The sequence below is a fragment of the Cyanobacterium sp. Dongsha4 genome (assembly GCF_036345015.1).
Lineage (GTDB): Bacteria > Cyanobacteriota > Cyanobacteriia > Cyanobacteriales > Cyanobacteriaceae > PCC-10605.
Window position 1 is genome coordinate 660,690 of record NZ_CP084098.1, and the last position, 14,880, is coordinate 675,569.

Consider the following 14,880-nt stretch of genomic DNA (forward strand, 5'->3'; position numbering starts at 1 on the left):
TTCTTAAACCGAATTGAGATTTGGTAATTACTTACACTGAAAAAATTTTTTTCCTTTATTAATTGATAATGATTTGATGATATATTGATTAGTCAAATTAACTATTAGCTATTTAGAAAAAACTATTTATGCGTATTGCCCTATTTACCGAAACATTTTTACCGAAAGTTGATGGTATTGTTACCCGTCTCAAACACACCGTTGAACATCTACAAAAACAAGGAGATGAAGTTTTGATTTTTTCTCCTGAAGGTGGTTTGAAAGAATATAAAGGTGCAAAAATTAACGGTATTAAGGGTATTCCTTTGCCTCTATACCCAGAATTGAAATTGGCGATTCCCAATCCTTCTATTGGTTTTAGTTTGAGAAGGTTTAAACCTGATTTAGTTCATGTGGTGAATCCTGCGGTTTTAGGGTTAGGAGGCATTTTTTATGCAAAAAAATACGATATTCCTTTAGTGGCTTCTTATCATACCCATTTGCCCCAGTATCTTCATCATTACAATTTGGGGGCTTTAGAAGGTTTATTGTGGGAAATGTTGAAATTAGCCCATAATCAGGCAAAATTAAATCTTTGTACTTCTACTGCGATGGTAAACGAGTTAGAAAGTCATGGTATTGAAAGAGTTGATTTATGGCAAAGAGGAGTAGATACGGATTCTTTTCAGCCTGATTTAGTTTCTAGTCAAATGCGCGATCTCCTCTCTGGTGGTCATCCTGATGCACCATTACTATTATATGTGGGAAGAGTCTCCGCAGAAAAAGAAATTGATAAAATTAAACCTGTATTAGAAAACATCCCGAATGCAAGACTGGCAATTGTGGGAAATGGACCTGCGAGAGAGGAGTTAGAGGCGTTATTTGCAGGAACAAATACCAATTTTGTGGGTTATTTACATGGACAAGATTTAGGCTCGGCTTATGCTTCGGCGGATGCGTTTATTTTTCCTTCTTCCACAGAAACCCTCGGTTTAGTGTTACTGGAAGCGATGGCGGCAGGATGCCCTGTGGTAGCGGCAAGACGGGGCGGTATTCCTGATATTGTTACCGATGGTGTTAATGGTTATTTATTTGAACCTGATGATCCTCAAGGTGCGATCGCAGCTACTCAAAAATTATTAGCTAAAACCGATGAGAGAGAGCAATTAAGGCAAAATGCAAGGAAAGAGGCTGAAAAATGGGGCTGGGCTTCTGCTACGGCTCAATTACGCAATTTTTATCAAGGGGTTCTATCTCAAGATATGAGTTTAGTTGCGTGAACTACCCACACTAAATTAAAATTACAGTGTTGGCCTCCTACCTAAAGAATTGACTCAATTTAACTTCTTTGCCTAACAAAGATAAAATAGATAAAAGCAACAAAAATTGATGTTAACAGACATAGAAACCAAAAAATAGAAATGGGTAACGAAAACATAGTTCTTTTATCTAGTCGAGAAATCGAAAAAATGCGTCAGGTGGGCAAACTAGCGGCACAATTATTAAACCATTTAGAAAAGATGGTAAAGCCCGGTGTTAGTACCTATGAATTAAACGAAGAAGCCGAAAAATGGACGAAAGCTCATGGGGCAAAAAGCGCCCCTCTCGGCTATGGAAAACCTCCTTTTCCTGCATCTATTTGTACTAGCGTTAATGATGTCATTTGTCACGGCATTCCTGACAAGAAACAGATTTTAAAAGACGGCGATATTATCAACATTGACGTTACTCCCATTTTAGACGGTTATCACGGTGATACTTCCCGTACTTTTTTTGTTGGCACTCCATCTCCTATGGCCAAAAAATTAGTAGAAGTAACGGAAGAATGTATGTATAGGGGTATTAATGCTGTACGCCCCGGAGGAAAAATAGGTGATATAGGAGCGGCGATTCAGGAATATGCAGAAAGTCAGGGTTTTTCTGTCGTCAGAAATTTTGTAGGTCATGGTGTTGGCAGAGTATTCCACACTCCTCCTCAAATTCCTCACTATGGCAAAAAAGGTACAGGGAAAAAATTACGCCCCGGAATGGTATTTACCATCGAACCAATGATTAATGAAGGCACATGGGAAGCAGAAATGGGGGATGATGGCTGGACAGCTTATACTAAAGATCGTAAATTATCTGCACAATTTGAACATACTGTAGCTGTTACCAATGATGGTGTAGAAATTTTAACCCTCAATCGTTAAAATCGTTAAGTCGGTTTTACTGATTAGGGTAGGGGAAAAAGGAAGAGGGAATAATGATAATATTGATTGAGCTAAAAATTTTTGAAAATTATCCTATTATATGAAGCCAATTATTATCAGTTTAAGTGTTGTTATTGTTTGTGGTTTATTTTTAGTTGGTTCTTTTTTTCTTAATCAGGGAAAAACAAGGGCGATTGCTGAAGAAATGAGCCAAACTAATGCTACACTCACACAGGATGTATCAAAGATTGCATCTGCTAGTCAACTTCAATCAACAGGAAATATGGATATAGATTTATCAAAGGCAGAAACTACTTCTACTGGTTTAATGTATATTGAGCAAGAGACAGGAAATGGTGAAACACCTACTAGAGGGAAGAAAGTTGTAGTTCACTATACGGGTTATCTAGCGGAAGAAGGATTTACAAGAGGTAAAAAGTTTGATAGTTCGCGCGATCGCAATCAGCCTTTTACGTTTACCATAGGAGTAGGGCAGGTAATCAAAGGTTGGGATGAGGGAGTAGCGAAAATGAGCGTCGGCACAAAAAGCACTTTAATTATTCCTCCTGATTTGGGCTATGGTGCAAGAGGTGCAGGTGGTGTTATTCCTCCCAATGCTACTCTTATTTTTGACGTAGAATTATTAGATATTAAGTAGTTAGTTCGGGGTTCGGAGTTTTTCACTTATTCGTTGTTAATTGTACATTGTAAATTGTCCATTGAGTAAAAAACGAGAGCAAAAATGGGGTTGGTGGTTTTTGCTACCCCTATATCCTTATCAACAACGGGCAACTATCAGACAGGAGGTTGTCGAGGATACTATTTGGACTTTTGAGCAACCTCACGGATTGCTTTATGCTGTTGTTCCTATTCGTATGACAGTAATAAAATTAAAGCAGGGTGGTTTATTAGTCTATTGCCCGATCGCACCTACTCCAGAATGTGTTAAATTGATGAGAGAATTAGAGGCACGTCATGGAGAAGTAAAATATATTATCCACTCTACCAGTTCAGGGTTAGAGCATAAAATTTTTGTTGCCCCTTTTGCCCGTCGTTTCCCTCAAGCTCAAATTTGGTGTGCTCCTAGTCAATGGAGTTTTCCCCTCAATTTGCCTTTATCATGGCTTGGTTTTCCCCCCCAACGCACCTATCTCTTACCTGAAGATTGGCGAGAAACACCCTTTTCTGATGAGTTTAAATATGCAATGGTTGACATTGATTTAAGTAAAGGCTCATTTGCAGAGGTTGCCTTATTACATAAATCCACAGAGACTTTATTAGTAACCGATGCGGTTATTAAAATTCCTCCTCATCCTCCAGCAATTCTTGAATTAAATCCTTTCCCCCTTCTTTTTCACGCTAGAGAAACCGCCTTAGATAAACTAGAAGATACCCCCAAAAATCGTCTTAAAGGATGGCAAAGAATTTGTCTATTTGCTCTCTATTTTCGTCCTAGTATGGTGGATACAGCCCCTTTCAAACAATTACTACAAGACGCATTTAAAGCACCATTACGCTCTCGTGAGAACTATTTTGGTGTTTATCCCTTCCGTTGGCAATCAGGGTGGAAACAGTCATTTGATGCGATCGCATCTTTAAAGAAACCTTTTGTTGCTCCCATCTTAGAAACACTGATTCTACCCCAAAATCCCTCTACTGCTATTAACTGGGCGAATAACATCGCCTCATGGCAATTTAAGCAAATTATTCCTGCTCATTTTTCCGCACCAATTCAGGCGACACCCCTTGAATTTCGTCAAGCCTTTTCTTTTTTAGAAACAGAGTCAAACTGCCCAGAAAAGCTCTATCCTAGCGGTAATCAACAGATTTTTGACCGAGATAGCACTTTTATTAAACAATTGGAAGCAACTTTAATTAAACTTAATATTGCCAAGCCACCTAAATTAAAAAGAGTTCAAGGTGAAGACAATTCCTCGCTTTTTTCGCAAGAATAATGTTATTCGGAGTCAGTAAAATCTATCTCAAAAACTATATTCTAATAATAAAGTATCAGTTTTACCCTCATGTAAAAAATCAATGGAGCGTTTATTTTCCTTTAAGCCTAAACGAATAAAATAATCTAAATCATTCTCAGACAAAGCCCAAGGAGGACCAGAAGGCGGTTTTTTTCCAGTATGATAATGGGTGAACATTAATAGTGTACCTGTCACTTTTACCAGAGAGACAACCGCATTAATTGCATTTTCTCTCACCTCTAAAGGTAAGGCTTGGATAGTGCGACATTCCCAAACAAAATCAAACTGTTTTTCCCATATGGTTGGTAAATGAAAAATATCCTCACAAACATAATTAACTTTTGTGTTAGGGAAGCGTTGACGACACCAATTAATCGCAGTAGGAGATACATCAAAAGCCGTTACCTGAAAACCTGTTTCCTGAAGTAATTGTGCATCATCCCCCAAACCGCAACCGACAACAACAGCCGTTAATTGTTTATTTTTCTTTATTCCCTGATAGGTTTTTAACCATTCTCGAAGATGGGAATTAGCCTCTAACTTTGCCCAAGGTATGTGAGAAGGGTTACTATTGGCAGAGGCATATAATTCTTCAAACCATGCCGATGGTTGATTATTACTTAAGTGTTTCTCGATTAAATCATTTATAGTTTGTTTTTTTGCTTCTGATGACACGGAAACTGATTAATTGCTGAGTTATATAGTTTTTTAATTGTACCAAAAATACTCAAGGGAAAAATAGAATTTTCTAATCTTTAATAATGTTCTATTGCATCAACATAGTTATATAATGAGTTTCAATATTTGGTAAAAAATGAACCATTAGCCTGAAACTAGCTAGAAATTCATATTTTTAAATCAAACTTAAGTTAATTATGTTTAATCTAACTACATAATTAAAACAAAGATAATGTCTGAGATTTTAAATTTTTGATGAATATAAAACTTAATTTGATCGAGAAGATTTTAAACGATTACTACTCCATTGCCCATGAATATTGACGCTATAGGGAATAAAATAAGTCAACACTCCTGAAATCCATCTTTGTTGTGTCATTTTTCCTTGAATTAAGGCACTTCCATGATTAATTATAAACAACATAGTACCAACAAACAAAGCAACTTTTAACGCTGATTGACTATATTTAGGATTCAATAAACTCTGCAAATAATCCCGAAGATTACTATTCATGACTAGAAATATTAATATTTTTAATAAATTGATAATTTTTTCTGTTTTAATAATAACTAATTTTACCCTTTTTAGTTGTGCAAATCAGAAAAGTTTAACTTGTAAGCAAATCAAAACTCTAGTAACTGACTTATCTGCTAAAATAGAACCTGCCTTGGCTAGTGATAATGTAGTGGAAATAAAGGCAATTGCTCAAGAGTTTGAGATGACGAGTGAAAAATTATTACAAATAGAAACTAATGATGATTTTCTCAGTCAATCTACTGAAAATTTGGCTTCAACTTATCGGGAATATGGTGAAGTAACCTCTGATTTTTTACAGGCATTTACTACTAAAAATACCGAAAATGCGATCGCATCTAAACAAGCTGTTAATCAATTATTTACAAAACAACAGCAATTAGTTCATGAAATTAATGATTACTGTTATCCACCATAAATTATTTAGTGTTGGGGTATTGGGGTATTGGGGTATTGGGGTATTGGGGTTGAATAGATGTAACCCTTACGGGAAATTTCTTTTTTATCTTAACTCCTAACTCCTAACTCCTAACTCCTAACTCAAATTTTGCCCCTTGCCCTTCATAAATAAAATTAACTCTGAGTCGAATTATCCCACTGATTAGCGGCATCCTTAATGGCTTGTTCAACAGTTTTTTCCCCTAACATTGCCTGTTGAATACTATCATAAATAATTTTCTTCAATTGCCCTATATTTTTCACTGGAGGAATTAACACCTCTGCTTCTTCTAATTGTTGAGCACTTATTTTTCTACCTTGTATAAGAATATCGTTACTATTCTCTTTTTCTAAGCTACTAATGTAAGATGCGATCGCATCTTTATGGGAAGGTAAAACATTAGCCTGTTGAGTAAACTTTAGCTGATTCTCACCATTAGTGACAAACAAAGCATATTTCAAGGCTTCCTCAGATTTATCCGTATCCTTGGGAATGACTAAATTCATCACCGCCACATTTTTCTTTCCCGTATCTCCCGTAATTTGAGAAGTAACATTAGATTTTTCGTAGATAGTTGGTGCATTCGTAGCGATAGTTTTCAGAAATTCTGCCCCTGTGCCTAATAAAGCTAACTCCCCAGCTTGATAAAGTTCGATCGCATGACGATGTCCTTGAGTTAAAATTTCAGGAGGTAATAAATCTCTCTGATATAAATCTACCCAATACTGAAATACTTTTAAACCTTCAGGAGTATTAAAAGCGGCTTTTCCATTTTCATCCAACAAACTTACACCCATTTGTACAAAAGACTGTAAAACCTCGTTAGAATCATTGGCAACCAAAGGCACAAAGAAAGCATATTTTCCCGTTTTCTCCTTTACCTGTTGAGCAACAACCGCTAAATCCGCAAAAGTTTTTGGCGGTTGACTTACTCCTGCTTGATTTAATAAATCCTCATTATAAACCGTAATCGTGGTGGTTAAATACCAAGGAATGCCAAAAATAATTTTTTCGCACTGATTTTCTGCATTACATAAATTGATACTATTCCCATCCCAAATTTTCCCTAAGTATTTGTCTTTCACTTCCGAAGGAATTTGCGTATCCAAATTTAACCAAGCATTACGACTAGCTAACTGAGAAGCAAAATCAGGATTCAAATTAACTACATCTGGAGCAGTTTTGGCAGACACCGCAGTTAAAATCTTACTTTCCATCGCATTCCATGGCACATCAATCCAATCTACCTTACTAGGAGGATTATCTTGCTCAAAACTACTATTTAATTCCTGAAAATAATTAGTAAATTGAGGTTGTAATTGCATTGTCCAAAACTCAATACTTTCTGCTGAATTTGACCCCGAAGTGGTACAACTGACGAGAAAAGTTAACAATAATCCTGCAATAAACCAAGATAAATAAACAAAAAGAGATTGTAAACGAGAGCCAAATAAACTCAAAAACATACTTTTCAAAAAAATTAACAATCAATTAATAATAAAAACACAATGACTGAATATATATCTTTACTCACAATAAACCTCTTGCAAAATAAAATTTAAAATAAATTAAACAGATAATGTCAAAAATCTTTACTATTGCTCGACTTCTGCAAGAAGTTTAACATCACCATAAAAACAGAGGTTAAGAAAATCCCCATATTTACCGTTGGTATTTTGTTAATTAACTTTTAATATTGATCTTAGATAAATAATATTCGATTATACTTTGTTTGTTTATATCAAAACTTTTATTGTTATCCATCAAATTGGATAAGATAAGATTAACTTTATCAAACCTTTATATTTAATCCGTATAAATACGGAGGAAAAGGAGCTAAACAATGTTAAGTTTTTTAGACAACTTCATGGGGGGGAAAACCAACGGTGTCGGTATTGAAATCAGTCCCGATAAAGTTACCCTTGCTCAAATTGCTAAAAAAGGTCAACAATACAAACTACTCAAGTACTATTCTTTAGAAGTGCCAGAAGAAATATTTGAGGAAGGACAAATAGTTGATTCTCCCGCATTAGCTGAATTGATTGATCAACTGGTTAAAGAGGCAAAGGTCAAACCAAAACAAATTGCTACTGCCGTACCCATGAAAGATGCAGTTATGCGTATTATACCAATTCCTGCCGAATTAAATGATCAGGAATTAAGAGACATGGTACTTAACCATGAAGCCGCTTTATATCTACCTTATCCTAGAGACGAAGTGGATATAGATTATCAAAAATTAGGCTACTTTGTGGATGAGGATGGCATAGAAAAAGTACAGGTTTTGTTAGTTGCCACTAGAAGAGAAGTAACTGATTTATACCTAGAAACATTCCAACAGGCAGGATTGAAAGTAAGTGTTCTGGAAATCAATAGTTTTGCTTTAATTAGAACTATAAAAGAGCAACTCAAACAATTTTCTTCCAGCGAAGCGGTGGTTTTAGTGGATATTGAGTTTGATACTACTGAAATTGCCATTATCTGTGAAGGTGTACCCCAATTCACCCGTACAATCCCCATTGGCACATATCAAATGCAAACAGCTTTGGCTCAAGCAATGAATTTGCCCACCTCCAAAAACACAGAACTATTACAGGAAATCACTATTCCCAATAATCCAGAACAAACCACCAGCGCTAGTACCACTAGCAGTCAAACTTGGATAAACCCCGGCATGGACTCTTTATTAAGGGTTTTAGGTGAATTAGTGGATGAGTTGCGTCGCTCTATTAATTTCTATCTCAATCAGAGTGGAGATGTGGAAGTGGTGCAAATGCTTTTGTCTGGCCCAGGAGCAGGTTTAGCACAAATTGACGAGTTTTTCACCAAAAAATTGAGTTTACCAACGATGCAAGTTGACCCTATTTCAGCTTTATCTCTAAGTTTGAAAGAGGATTTATCCCCAATGCAAAGGGCAGGATTAGGTACTGTACTTGGTTTAGGAATGAGGATGAGCTAGTTATGTACAACATTGATATTAATTTTTTAAAAGATAGAAAGCTAGATTCAACAGGAGGTACTACAGCCTTCCAGAAAAAACCCGCTACTCCTTTAAGTGAGAGAGTACCTATTTTCATTGGTACAGGGGTTGGAGTGGCTTTTATTGCGGCGGTGGGGGGAGCTTTAGTTCTTCTCAATGGGCAGAAATCAAGTACAAATAATACTATTGCGGAACTAGATGCGGAAATTCAACGGTTACAGGGTCAAAATCAACAAGTACAGCAAATTCAAACAGAAATTGATAATGTGAACCGAGAAACTGGCATTCTGGCTAGTGTTTTCAATTATATTAAGCCTTGGTCGGCAATGTTAGCAGAAATAGCCTATGTTACCCCTCCAAGTGTTCAAATTAATTCTATTACTCAAAATGACACAAAAACTTTAACCATTAATGGTTATGCTCAATCTTACGATGATGTTAATGACTTTCTATTAACTTTAAAAAACTCTCCTTTTCTCAATGGAGAAAATACCAGACTGACTACTAGCAGTTTGACTGATAATCCTAGCACAGTGATTTTCGATCGCGCCCAGTTAAATCCTCAAACACAGGGAGGGGCAGGAGGGGGAGCAAGTCCTACTCCGGGGGGAGCAAATACGGGGATTCAATTAGAGTTACCTCAAGTAATTCTCTATACTGTTACTACAGAAATTAGTGATTTGTCCTCAGAACAACTATTAAATTTATTGAATAGACGAGGTGCGATCGGCTTAGTGTCAAGGCTAAGTAACCTGCAAAGAAAAGGAGTTTTACAACTAGAAGCCATTGCAGAAGAAACCCAAGAACAATCAGAAGAACAAAAAGGAGAAGCTCAACAATGACAACATCTTTTACTACCTCTGACGAATTCGAACCCCAAGACGAGGGTTTTGGTGCAGAAGCCGACTATCCCAGTGCCTTTGGTATTACTTTTACTCCAAAAGTTTCGGGTATAGCCATCGGTGTTGGGGGGTTTTTGATTGCTGGTTATTTATTTTTTTCTCAGGTAATGCCAGTGTTGGGAGAATTGTCAGAATTGAACAAACAAAAGCAAGAGAAACAGGATCAGTTAAATCAGCTGAGTTCCAATCAACTAGAGCAAATTCTTGCCAGAAAACAAGGGGAGTTGGAAGAAGCAAAAGATTTGAAAGAGGATGTATTGCAGTTTTTTGCTCAAACTCAAAACTTAGAAACTCTACTGCTAGACGTTAATAATTTTGCCAACTTGAGTAATATCAAAATGAATAGCTATGTACCCACTGGAGATAAAGAAAAAGTAGCAGATGACTCTTTTGGCACTTTAGCGGCGAATAATTTACAGGTGCAAACCTATAACCTCGACATTGAAGGGGGTTTTTCTCAATTACAGTTCTTTTTGCAGGATTTAGAAAGATTACAACCTCTTTTAGTGGTGCAAAATTTGAATACAAGCATTTTAGAGCCACCCATTTACCTGCTGGAAAATAATAGTCTATCTGTTGTTCAAGAACCAACTCTGAAAACAACTCTGACTCTTAAAGCTGTTTTTCCTGATTTGCAACCTGCCGCAGAAACCCCACCACCTGAAGGGGAACAACCAACAGAAGGTCAATAATTACCTTTGAAATCGTTAATTTTTCTTATCATTCTTTTTTTATCATTTTGTCTTCAATCCTTTAAAATTTATTTGTGTGTAGGAGCATAAACCGATGAATAAATTTCTTTTTAATCAAGTTAAAGTTGTTAGTGGTACAACCGCCTTCATTCTTCTTTGGCAATCTTTTGCCATTGCAAATCCTCGTTTAAATAAAACCTTAAAAATAAAAAAATCCCCTGAATGGATTGCCCAATTATCCACTCAAAATCAAGATGTATTAATCCCAAATCCCATTGTTGAGATTGACGGAAAACCAGTAGATTCAACCCAACCAACTATTCCTGCACCTCAGTTTTTACCCAGAGCAGTTGCTCCTCCAGTTGGTGATATGTCCGTTTCTAATGTACGCAATGCCATACCAACTATTAACTTAGGTACATCGGCTTTAATTCCCCGCTTGGTGTTACGAGATGCTCCCGCCACAGAAGTTTTAGCTTTATTAACTCGTGCCGCAGGGTTAAATATTATATTTACGGATCAAAGTGGTACAGAAGGAAGTGGGGCGACAGTGTCCTTAGATTTAGAAAATGAACCGATACAAGATGTTTTTAATAGTGTTTTATTAATTTCTGGGTTAAAAGCTAATCGTCAGGGTAATACTGTTTTTGTTGGCAATAAGCTCCCTCCCACCGTTAAAAATACTATTACTCGAAGTATTCGACTTAATCAATATAGCGCGATCGGAGCTGCCAGTTTTTTGAACAGTCAGGGTGCTCAAGGAAATATTGTCGAGCTTAAGGAAGAAGAAAAAGACGGCAGAGTTACTCAAACTTTTGAAGTGAAGCCTTTAGAAAGTGAAGAAAAAGATAGTGAGTATTTAGTTTTAAAAGGTTTAACAGTTCATGCTGATCCCATTCACGATACAATTACCCTCGTGGGAGAACCCTATTTAGTACAAACTGCAACATCTTTTCTTACTCAACTAGATGTACGTCGTCGTCAAGTAGCGGTCAACGTTAAAGTTGTTGATATACAATTAGACCAAGTTGATAGTTTCGGCTCTAGCTTCTCTTTTGGAATCGATAACACAGGTGTTGTTCAGGATGGAGGAGTTGGTGTCATTAACTTTGGCACAAATAATCAAAATGTTGATTCTGAAAGTTGGAGAACTAGTGGTCTAGGTCTAGGGATACCTGGCTATGCCGATAATGAACTTGTAGACCCGTTTAATAACGAAATAGTGATTACAGAAGAGTTTTCTAGTAATCTTTCTGATAGCTTACAAGACACTGTAGAACGTTCATTGGCAAATGTTTTGGATCAGGAGAGTGCATCTAACTTAACAGATACTCTTTCCCGTAATTTTACGGATACTATTAATCGTAGTCTGAGTCAATTTGGTAACACCACTAATTTCACCAGAGACCAAGTAGAAACTTTGACAAGGAATCTTCAACAAGAATTAATTAACACAACTGGCAGAACTTTGAGTGAATCACAATTGAGTGCATTAACTCAGGATGTTGTAAGAGATATAACCAATAATGTTGGTCGTACAGTAACGAGAACCTTACAAGGGATTCCCCTTGGTTCTCCTAATTCAGGTCAGATTTCTCCTTTTGGAGTTAACTATGATGCTACTCAACCGGCTAATCCTGCCACCGTAAGACCTGGTAGAAACTTTAATGTACCTCAAGCATTTTTGGCTCAAATTCGGGCGAATGTGACTTCGGGAAATGCCAAGATTCTGACAGATCCAACTCTGGTGGTACAAGAAGGGCAAGTTGGGGCTGTTAAATTAGTTGAAAACGTAGTTACCAGCGTCAATACTTCTATTGATCAGTTAAGTGGTGTCAGAACCACAACACCTGTTATCGAACCAGCCGGGCTAACTTTATCAGTAGTAGTAGATAAAATTGATGATAATGGCTTTATCACGTTACAAGTTGAACCCAATATCAGTGCGCCTGGAACTCCTCAAATATTTAGAAGTGGAGTTGGTGCAGATAACGTGATTACTCCTTTAGTTGAAAGAACTGTATCTTCTGGTAAGATTCGTTTACGGGATGGACAGACTTTAATTTTATCGGGAATTATTCAAGATGGCGAAAGAACAACTATTTCTAAAGTTCCCATTTTAGGAGATTTACCAATTATCGGTAGTTTATTCCGTTCTACTGTTAAGGATAAAGCTCGTTCAGAGGTTGTGGTAATTTTGACTCCTCAAATTCTTGATGATTCTGAGGGTTATAGTGGTTTCGGCTATAATTACACTCCATCCCGTGAAACTGGTAAGTATTTACGAGAAAGAGGTTTAAATATTCCTACAACTCCCTATTAATTTCAATTAGTAATTAACAATTGGCAATTCACTGCAATTCATTAAAGCCTAGAACTTGTAACCTGACACCTGAAACCTATCTCAGTCAGAGATTCTTAAGCGGAACAGGGGTTATCAAAGTTTTGCTCGTAAACAAAATTGATAATCCCCCCCTGCTTCTAGTTGGTAGTCATGGCTTTCTAAAAAACGGCAGAGGGGTTCTTTTATTAAGCTACGTCCCAATGTGGGAGTGATCGATAATTTTCCTGCGGGAAAGTGCCACTTAAAATGCCATTGGTAGCTACCCGCATTAACTTCTCCTTTTATTTCTCCTTTACTCCAAGATTGACTCGTAATTTTCACCTCAACAATGGTTTCTGGTAAAGCCATGAAATCAAATTTCAATCATAATTTTTCTTTTCCATATCCTAATATCAAGGGAGAAATAATTTCAAGACCATAGGTGCGATCGAATTTACTATTTGGACGAACTGAGGACTTCCCTGATTACCATCTTTTTCTTCGGCTTCGGCTCTTGCTTTCACTAATTGAACGAAACGACTGGACAATAAATAACCCTCAGAATTGTTTTGAGTTTCAAATAAACCTTGAGCGGTTTCCGCATCTTTAATAGCGGCACTCACTTGTCCGTAACGGGATTTAATCACTGCTCTTCCTAAATAAGCCTGAGCTAGTTCTGGATTAAGATTAATTGCTTGGGAGTAATAATCAGCGGCCGCTTTATAATTACCATCTTTATCTTCAGATAATCCCCACACATAAAATTGCTCTGCACTAGCCGCAGTGGCAGGAATACCTACAGTGCCTTGTATGTGAGCCATACTGAGGTCTAAGCCCTCAATAATAACCCCCTGCACATAACTGTTTCTAAAGTCGGTATTATAGGCATTAGCTCCCGATAAATTTGCCCCAGAGAGATTTGCACCAAAAAAAGAAGCATTCGTTAAATTTGCTCCCCGTAAGTCTGCTCCAGTTAAATCAGCACGAGATAAGTTTGCACCGACTAGATTTGCACCTCTTAAGTTAGCTCCTTGCAAATTAATCATTACTAAACCAGCATCGGCTAAATCACAATTTTCACACTGCTTAGTTTGCAGTAATTGATTGAGATGTTCAATATTTTCGGCTTGACTGGGGAGAGTTGCTATCAAGCTCATTAATAAAGTGGAAGTCAATAAAATAGTTTTATTCATGATGACAGTATTTTTTTAGGGTTAACTCATAATCCATAATATTGATAATTTAAAAGACTTCTCTATGAATTTAACAAAAGTCTGAAATACGGTAAAAACATCCAATTTTATCTCGAACTCAGTTACTAATTAAGTCACAAGCAATGCGAAAACCAATTAACTTGCCCTTAAAGCTCGGTAAAGCCCACAAACGAACTCCAGAACGACAATAGTAAGCTGTGTCATCCCAAGAACCTCCACGAATTACTCTAGGGATTTCCTCCTCTGAGTCTAAAGAAGTTTCTTTTTCGAGCCACGGTTGCCCATTGGTGGGGGCTTCGATGTAATTTTCATGCCAATGATCCTCACACCATTCCCAAACGTTACCATGAACATCATATAAACCATAATTGTTTGCTGGAAAAATACCCACTTCGGTCGTTTCTTGTCTCCATTTTCCACTTCCCCCTAACCCATAACCAAAACTGGCTTTATAATTTGCTAATTCAGAAGTAATAGTTGTACCATAACAGAATGATGTAGTAGTTTTTGCTCTACAAATATATTCCCATTCCGCCTCTGAAAGAAGACGATATTTTATGCCTGTAAGTTGCGATAATTGTTGACAAAAATTGTGGGCTTCAAACCAAGAAATATTTTCTACTGGCTTATTATCCCCGGCAAAAAAAGAAGGATTTTCCTTCATTATCGTTTGATATTGGCTTTGAGTGATAAGGTATTTACTAACAAAAAAATCTTTGATCTCGACTTCATGTTCTGGGGTTTCATCTTTGCTTCGTCCTTGCTCTTGAGTTGGGGTCCCCATTTTAAATTTACCACCATGAATGCTAACCATATCAAGAGTGACTTTTTCATCTAAGTGAACGGAAAAATATTCTATTTCCTTTGTTTGTTTCCGAAGGGTTAAAGTGGGGTAATCGTGGTACTGTTGATTTGTATCAATTGTCACCACTTCTATTTGATTTTTTTTTAGGTTATTCATCTGTTTCAA

15 protein-coding genes are annotated in these 14,880 nt (G+C 36.9%); 9 read left to right on the forward strand and 6 right to left on the reverse strand.

Annotated elements, in window-relative coordinates; genetic code table 11:
- Positions 1-128 precede the first annotated feature (128 nt).
- From Dongsha4_RS02890 to Dongsha4_RS02905, 4 genes are all read left to right on the forward strand, one after another.
- On the forward strand, positions 129-1,259 hold the full coding sequence (locus Dongsha4_RS02890) for a glycosyltransferase (protein WP_330204262.1): 1,131 nt from the start codon (positions 129-131) through the stop codon (positions 1,257-1,259).
- A gap of 105 nt (positions 1,260-1,364) precedes the next feature.
- Positions 1,365-2,171: a type I methionyl aminopeptidase gene (gene map / locus Dongsha4_RS02895; protein WP_330205380.1), complete on the forward strand. Its 807-nt coding sequence runs from the start codon at positions 1,365-1,367 to the stop codon at positions 2,169-2,171.
- Positions 2,172-2,271: 100 nt separating this feature from the next.
- On the forward strand, positions 2,272-2,829 hold the full coding sequence (locus Dongsha4_RS02900) for an FKBP-type peptidyl-prolyl cis-trans isomerase (protein WP_330204263.1): 558 nt from the start codon (positions 2,272-2,274) through the stop codon (positions 2,827-2,829).
- 61 nt (positions 2,830-2,890) lie between these two features.
- On the forward strand, positions 2,891-4,126 hold the full coding sequence (locus Dongsha4_RS02905) for a DUF4336 domain-containing protein (RefSeq protein WP_330204264.1): 1,236 nt from the start codon (positions 2,891-2,893) through the stop codon (positions 4,124-4,126).
- 27 nt (positions 4,127-4,153) lie between these two features.
- Here the strand turns inward: Dongsha4_RS02905 and Dongsha4_RS02910 are convergent, their stop codons facing one another.
- Both Dongsha4_RS02910 and nrtS read right to left on the reverse strand, forming a co-directional pair.
- Positions 4,154-4,822, reverse strand: a complete 669-nt coding sequence (locus Dongsha4_RS02910) for a class I SAM-dependent methyltransferase (RefSeq protein ID WP_330204265.1) — start codon at positions 4,820-4,822, stop codon at positions 4,154-4,156.
- 271 nt (positions 4,823-5,093) lie between these two features.
- The gene (nrtS, locus tag Dongsha4_RS02915) at positions 5,094-5,339 is read right to left on the reverse strand and encodes a nitrate/nitrite transporter NrtS (RefSeq protein WP_330204266.1); all 246 of its coding nucleotides are present in this window, start codon (positions 5,337-5,339) and stop codon (positions 5,094-5,096) included.
- On the opposite strand from nrtS, the gene Dongsha4_RS02920 reads away from it, so the two are divergent.
- Positions 5,338-5,778 (forward strand): hypothetical protein, encoded by a 441-nt coding sequence (locus tag Dongsha4_RS02920; RefSeq protein ID WP_330204267.1) that lies wholly within the window; start codon positions 5,338-5,340, stop codon positions 5,776-5,778. The genes nrtS and Dongsha4_RS02920 overlap by 2 nt on opposite strands.
- Positions 5,779-5,933: 155 nt before the next feature.
- Here the strand turns inward: Dongsha4_RS02920 and Dongsha4_RS02925 are convergent, their stop codons facing one another.
- Complete coding sequence (locus tag Dongsha4_RS02925) at positions 5,934-7,265, reverse strand: sugar ABC transporter substrate-binding protein (protein WP_330204268.1); 1,332 nt, start codon at positions 7,263-7,265, stop codon at positions 5,934-5,936.
- Between the two features lie 377 nt (positions 7,266-7,642).
- Here Dongsha4_RS02925 and pilM point away from each other — a divergent pair, with 377 nt between their 5' ends.
- The 4 genes from pilM to Dongsha4_RS02945 all read left to right on the forward strand — a co-directional run bounded on the left by pilM (position 7,643) and on the right by Dongsha4_RS02945 (position 12,696).
- Positions 7,643-8,758, forward strand: coding sequence for a type IV pilus assembly protein PilM (gene pilM / locus Dongsha4_RS02930; protein WP_330204269.1), 1,116 nt, complete (start codon positions 7,643-7,645; stop codon positions 8,756-8,758).
- A gap of 2 nt (positions 8,759-8,760) precedes the next feature.
- Positions 8,761-9,621, forward strand: coding sequence for a PilN domain-containing protein (locus Dongsha4_RS02935; protein ID WP_330204270.1), 861 nt, complete (start codon positions 8,761-8,763; stop codon positions 9,619-9,621).
- Positions 9,618-10,373 carry a type II and III secretion system protein gene (locus Dongsha4_RS02940; protein WP_330204271.1) on the forward strand — a complete coding sequence of 252 codons (756 nt, stop codon included), beginning with the start codon at positions 9,618-9,620 and terminating at the stop codon, positions 10,371-10,373. The genes Dongsha4_RS02935 and Dongsha4_RS02940 overlap by 4 nt, the downstream gene beginning before the upstream one ends.
- A 94-nt stretch (positions 10,374-10,467) precedes the next feature.
- A complete protein-coding gene (locus Dongsha4_RS02945) occupies positions 10,468-12,696 on the forward strand; it encodes a type II and III secretion system protein (RefSeq protein WP_330204272.1) in 2,229 nt (742 codons plus the stop codon).
- Between the two features lie 114 nt (positions 12,697-12,810).
- On the opposite strand, the gene Dongsha4_RS02950 is transcribed toward Dongsha4_RS02945, so the two are convergent.
- From Dongsha4_RS02950 to Dongsha4_RS02960, 3 genes are all read right to left on the reverse strand, one after another.
- Positions 12,811-13,065: a DUF3146 family protein gene (locus tag Dongsha4_RS02950; protein ID WP_330204273.1), complete on the reverse strand. Its 255-nt coding sequence runs from the start codon at positions 13,063-13,065 to the stop codon at positions 12,811-12,813.
- A 44-nt stretch (positions 13,066-13,109) separates the two neighbouring features.
- A complete protein-coding gene (locus tag Dongsha4_RS02955) occupies positions 13,110-13,889 on the reverse strand; it encodes a pentapeptide repeat-containing protein (RefSeq protein WP_330204274.1) in 780 nt (259 codons plus the stop codon).
- Between the two features lie 118 nt (positions 13,890-14,007).
- Positions 14,008-14,871, reverse strand: a complete 864-nt coding sequence (locus tag Dongsha4_RS02960; protein ID WP_330204275.1) for a formylglycine-generating enzyme family protein — start codon at positions 14,869-14,871, stop codon at positions 14,008-14,010.
- Positions 14,872-14,880 lie beyond the last annotated feature (9 nt).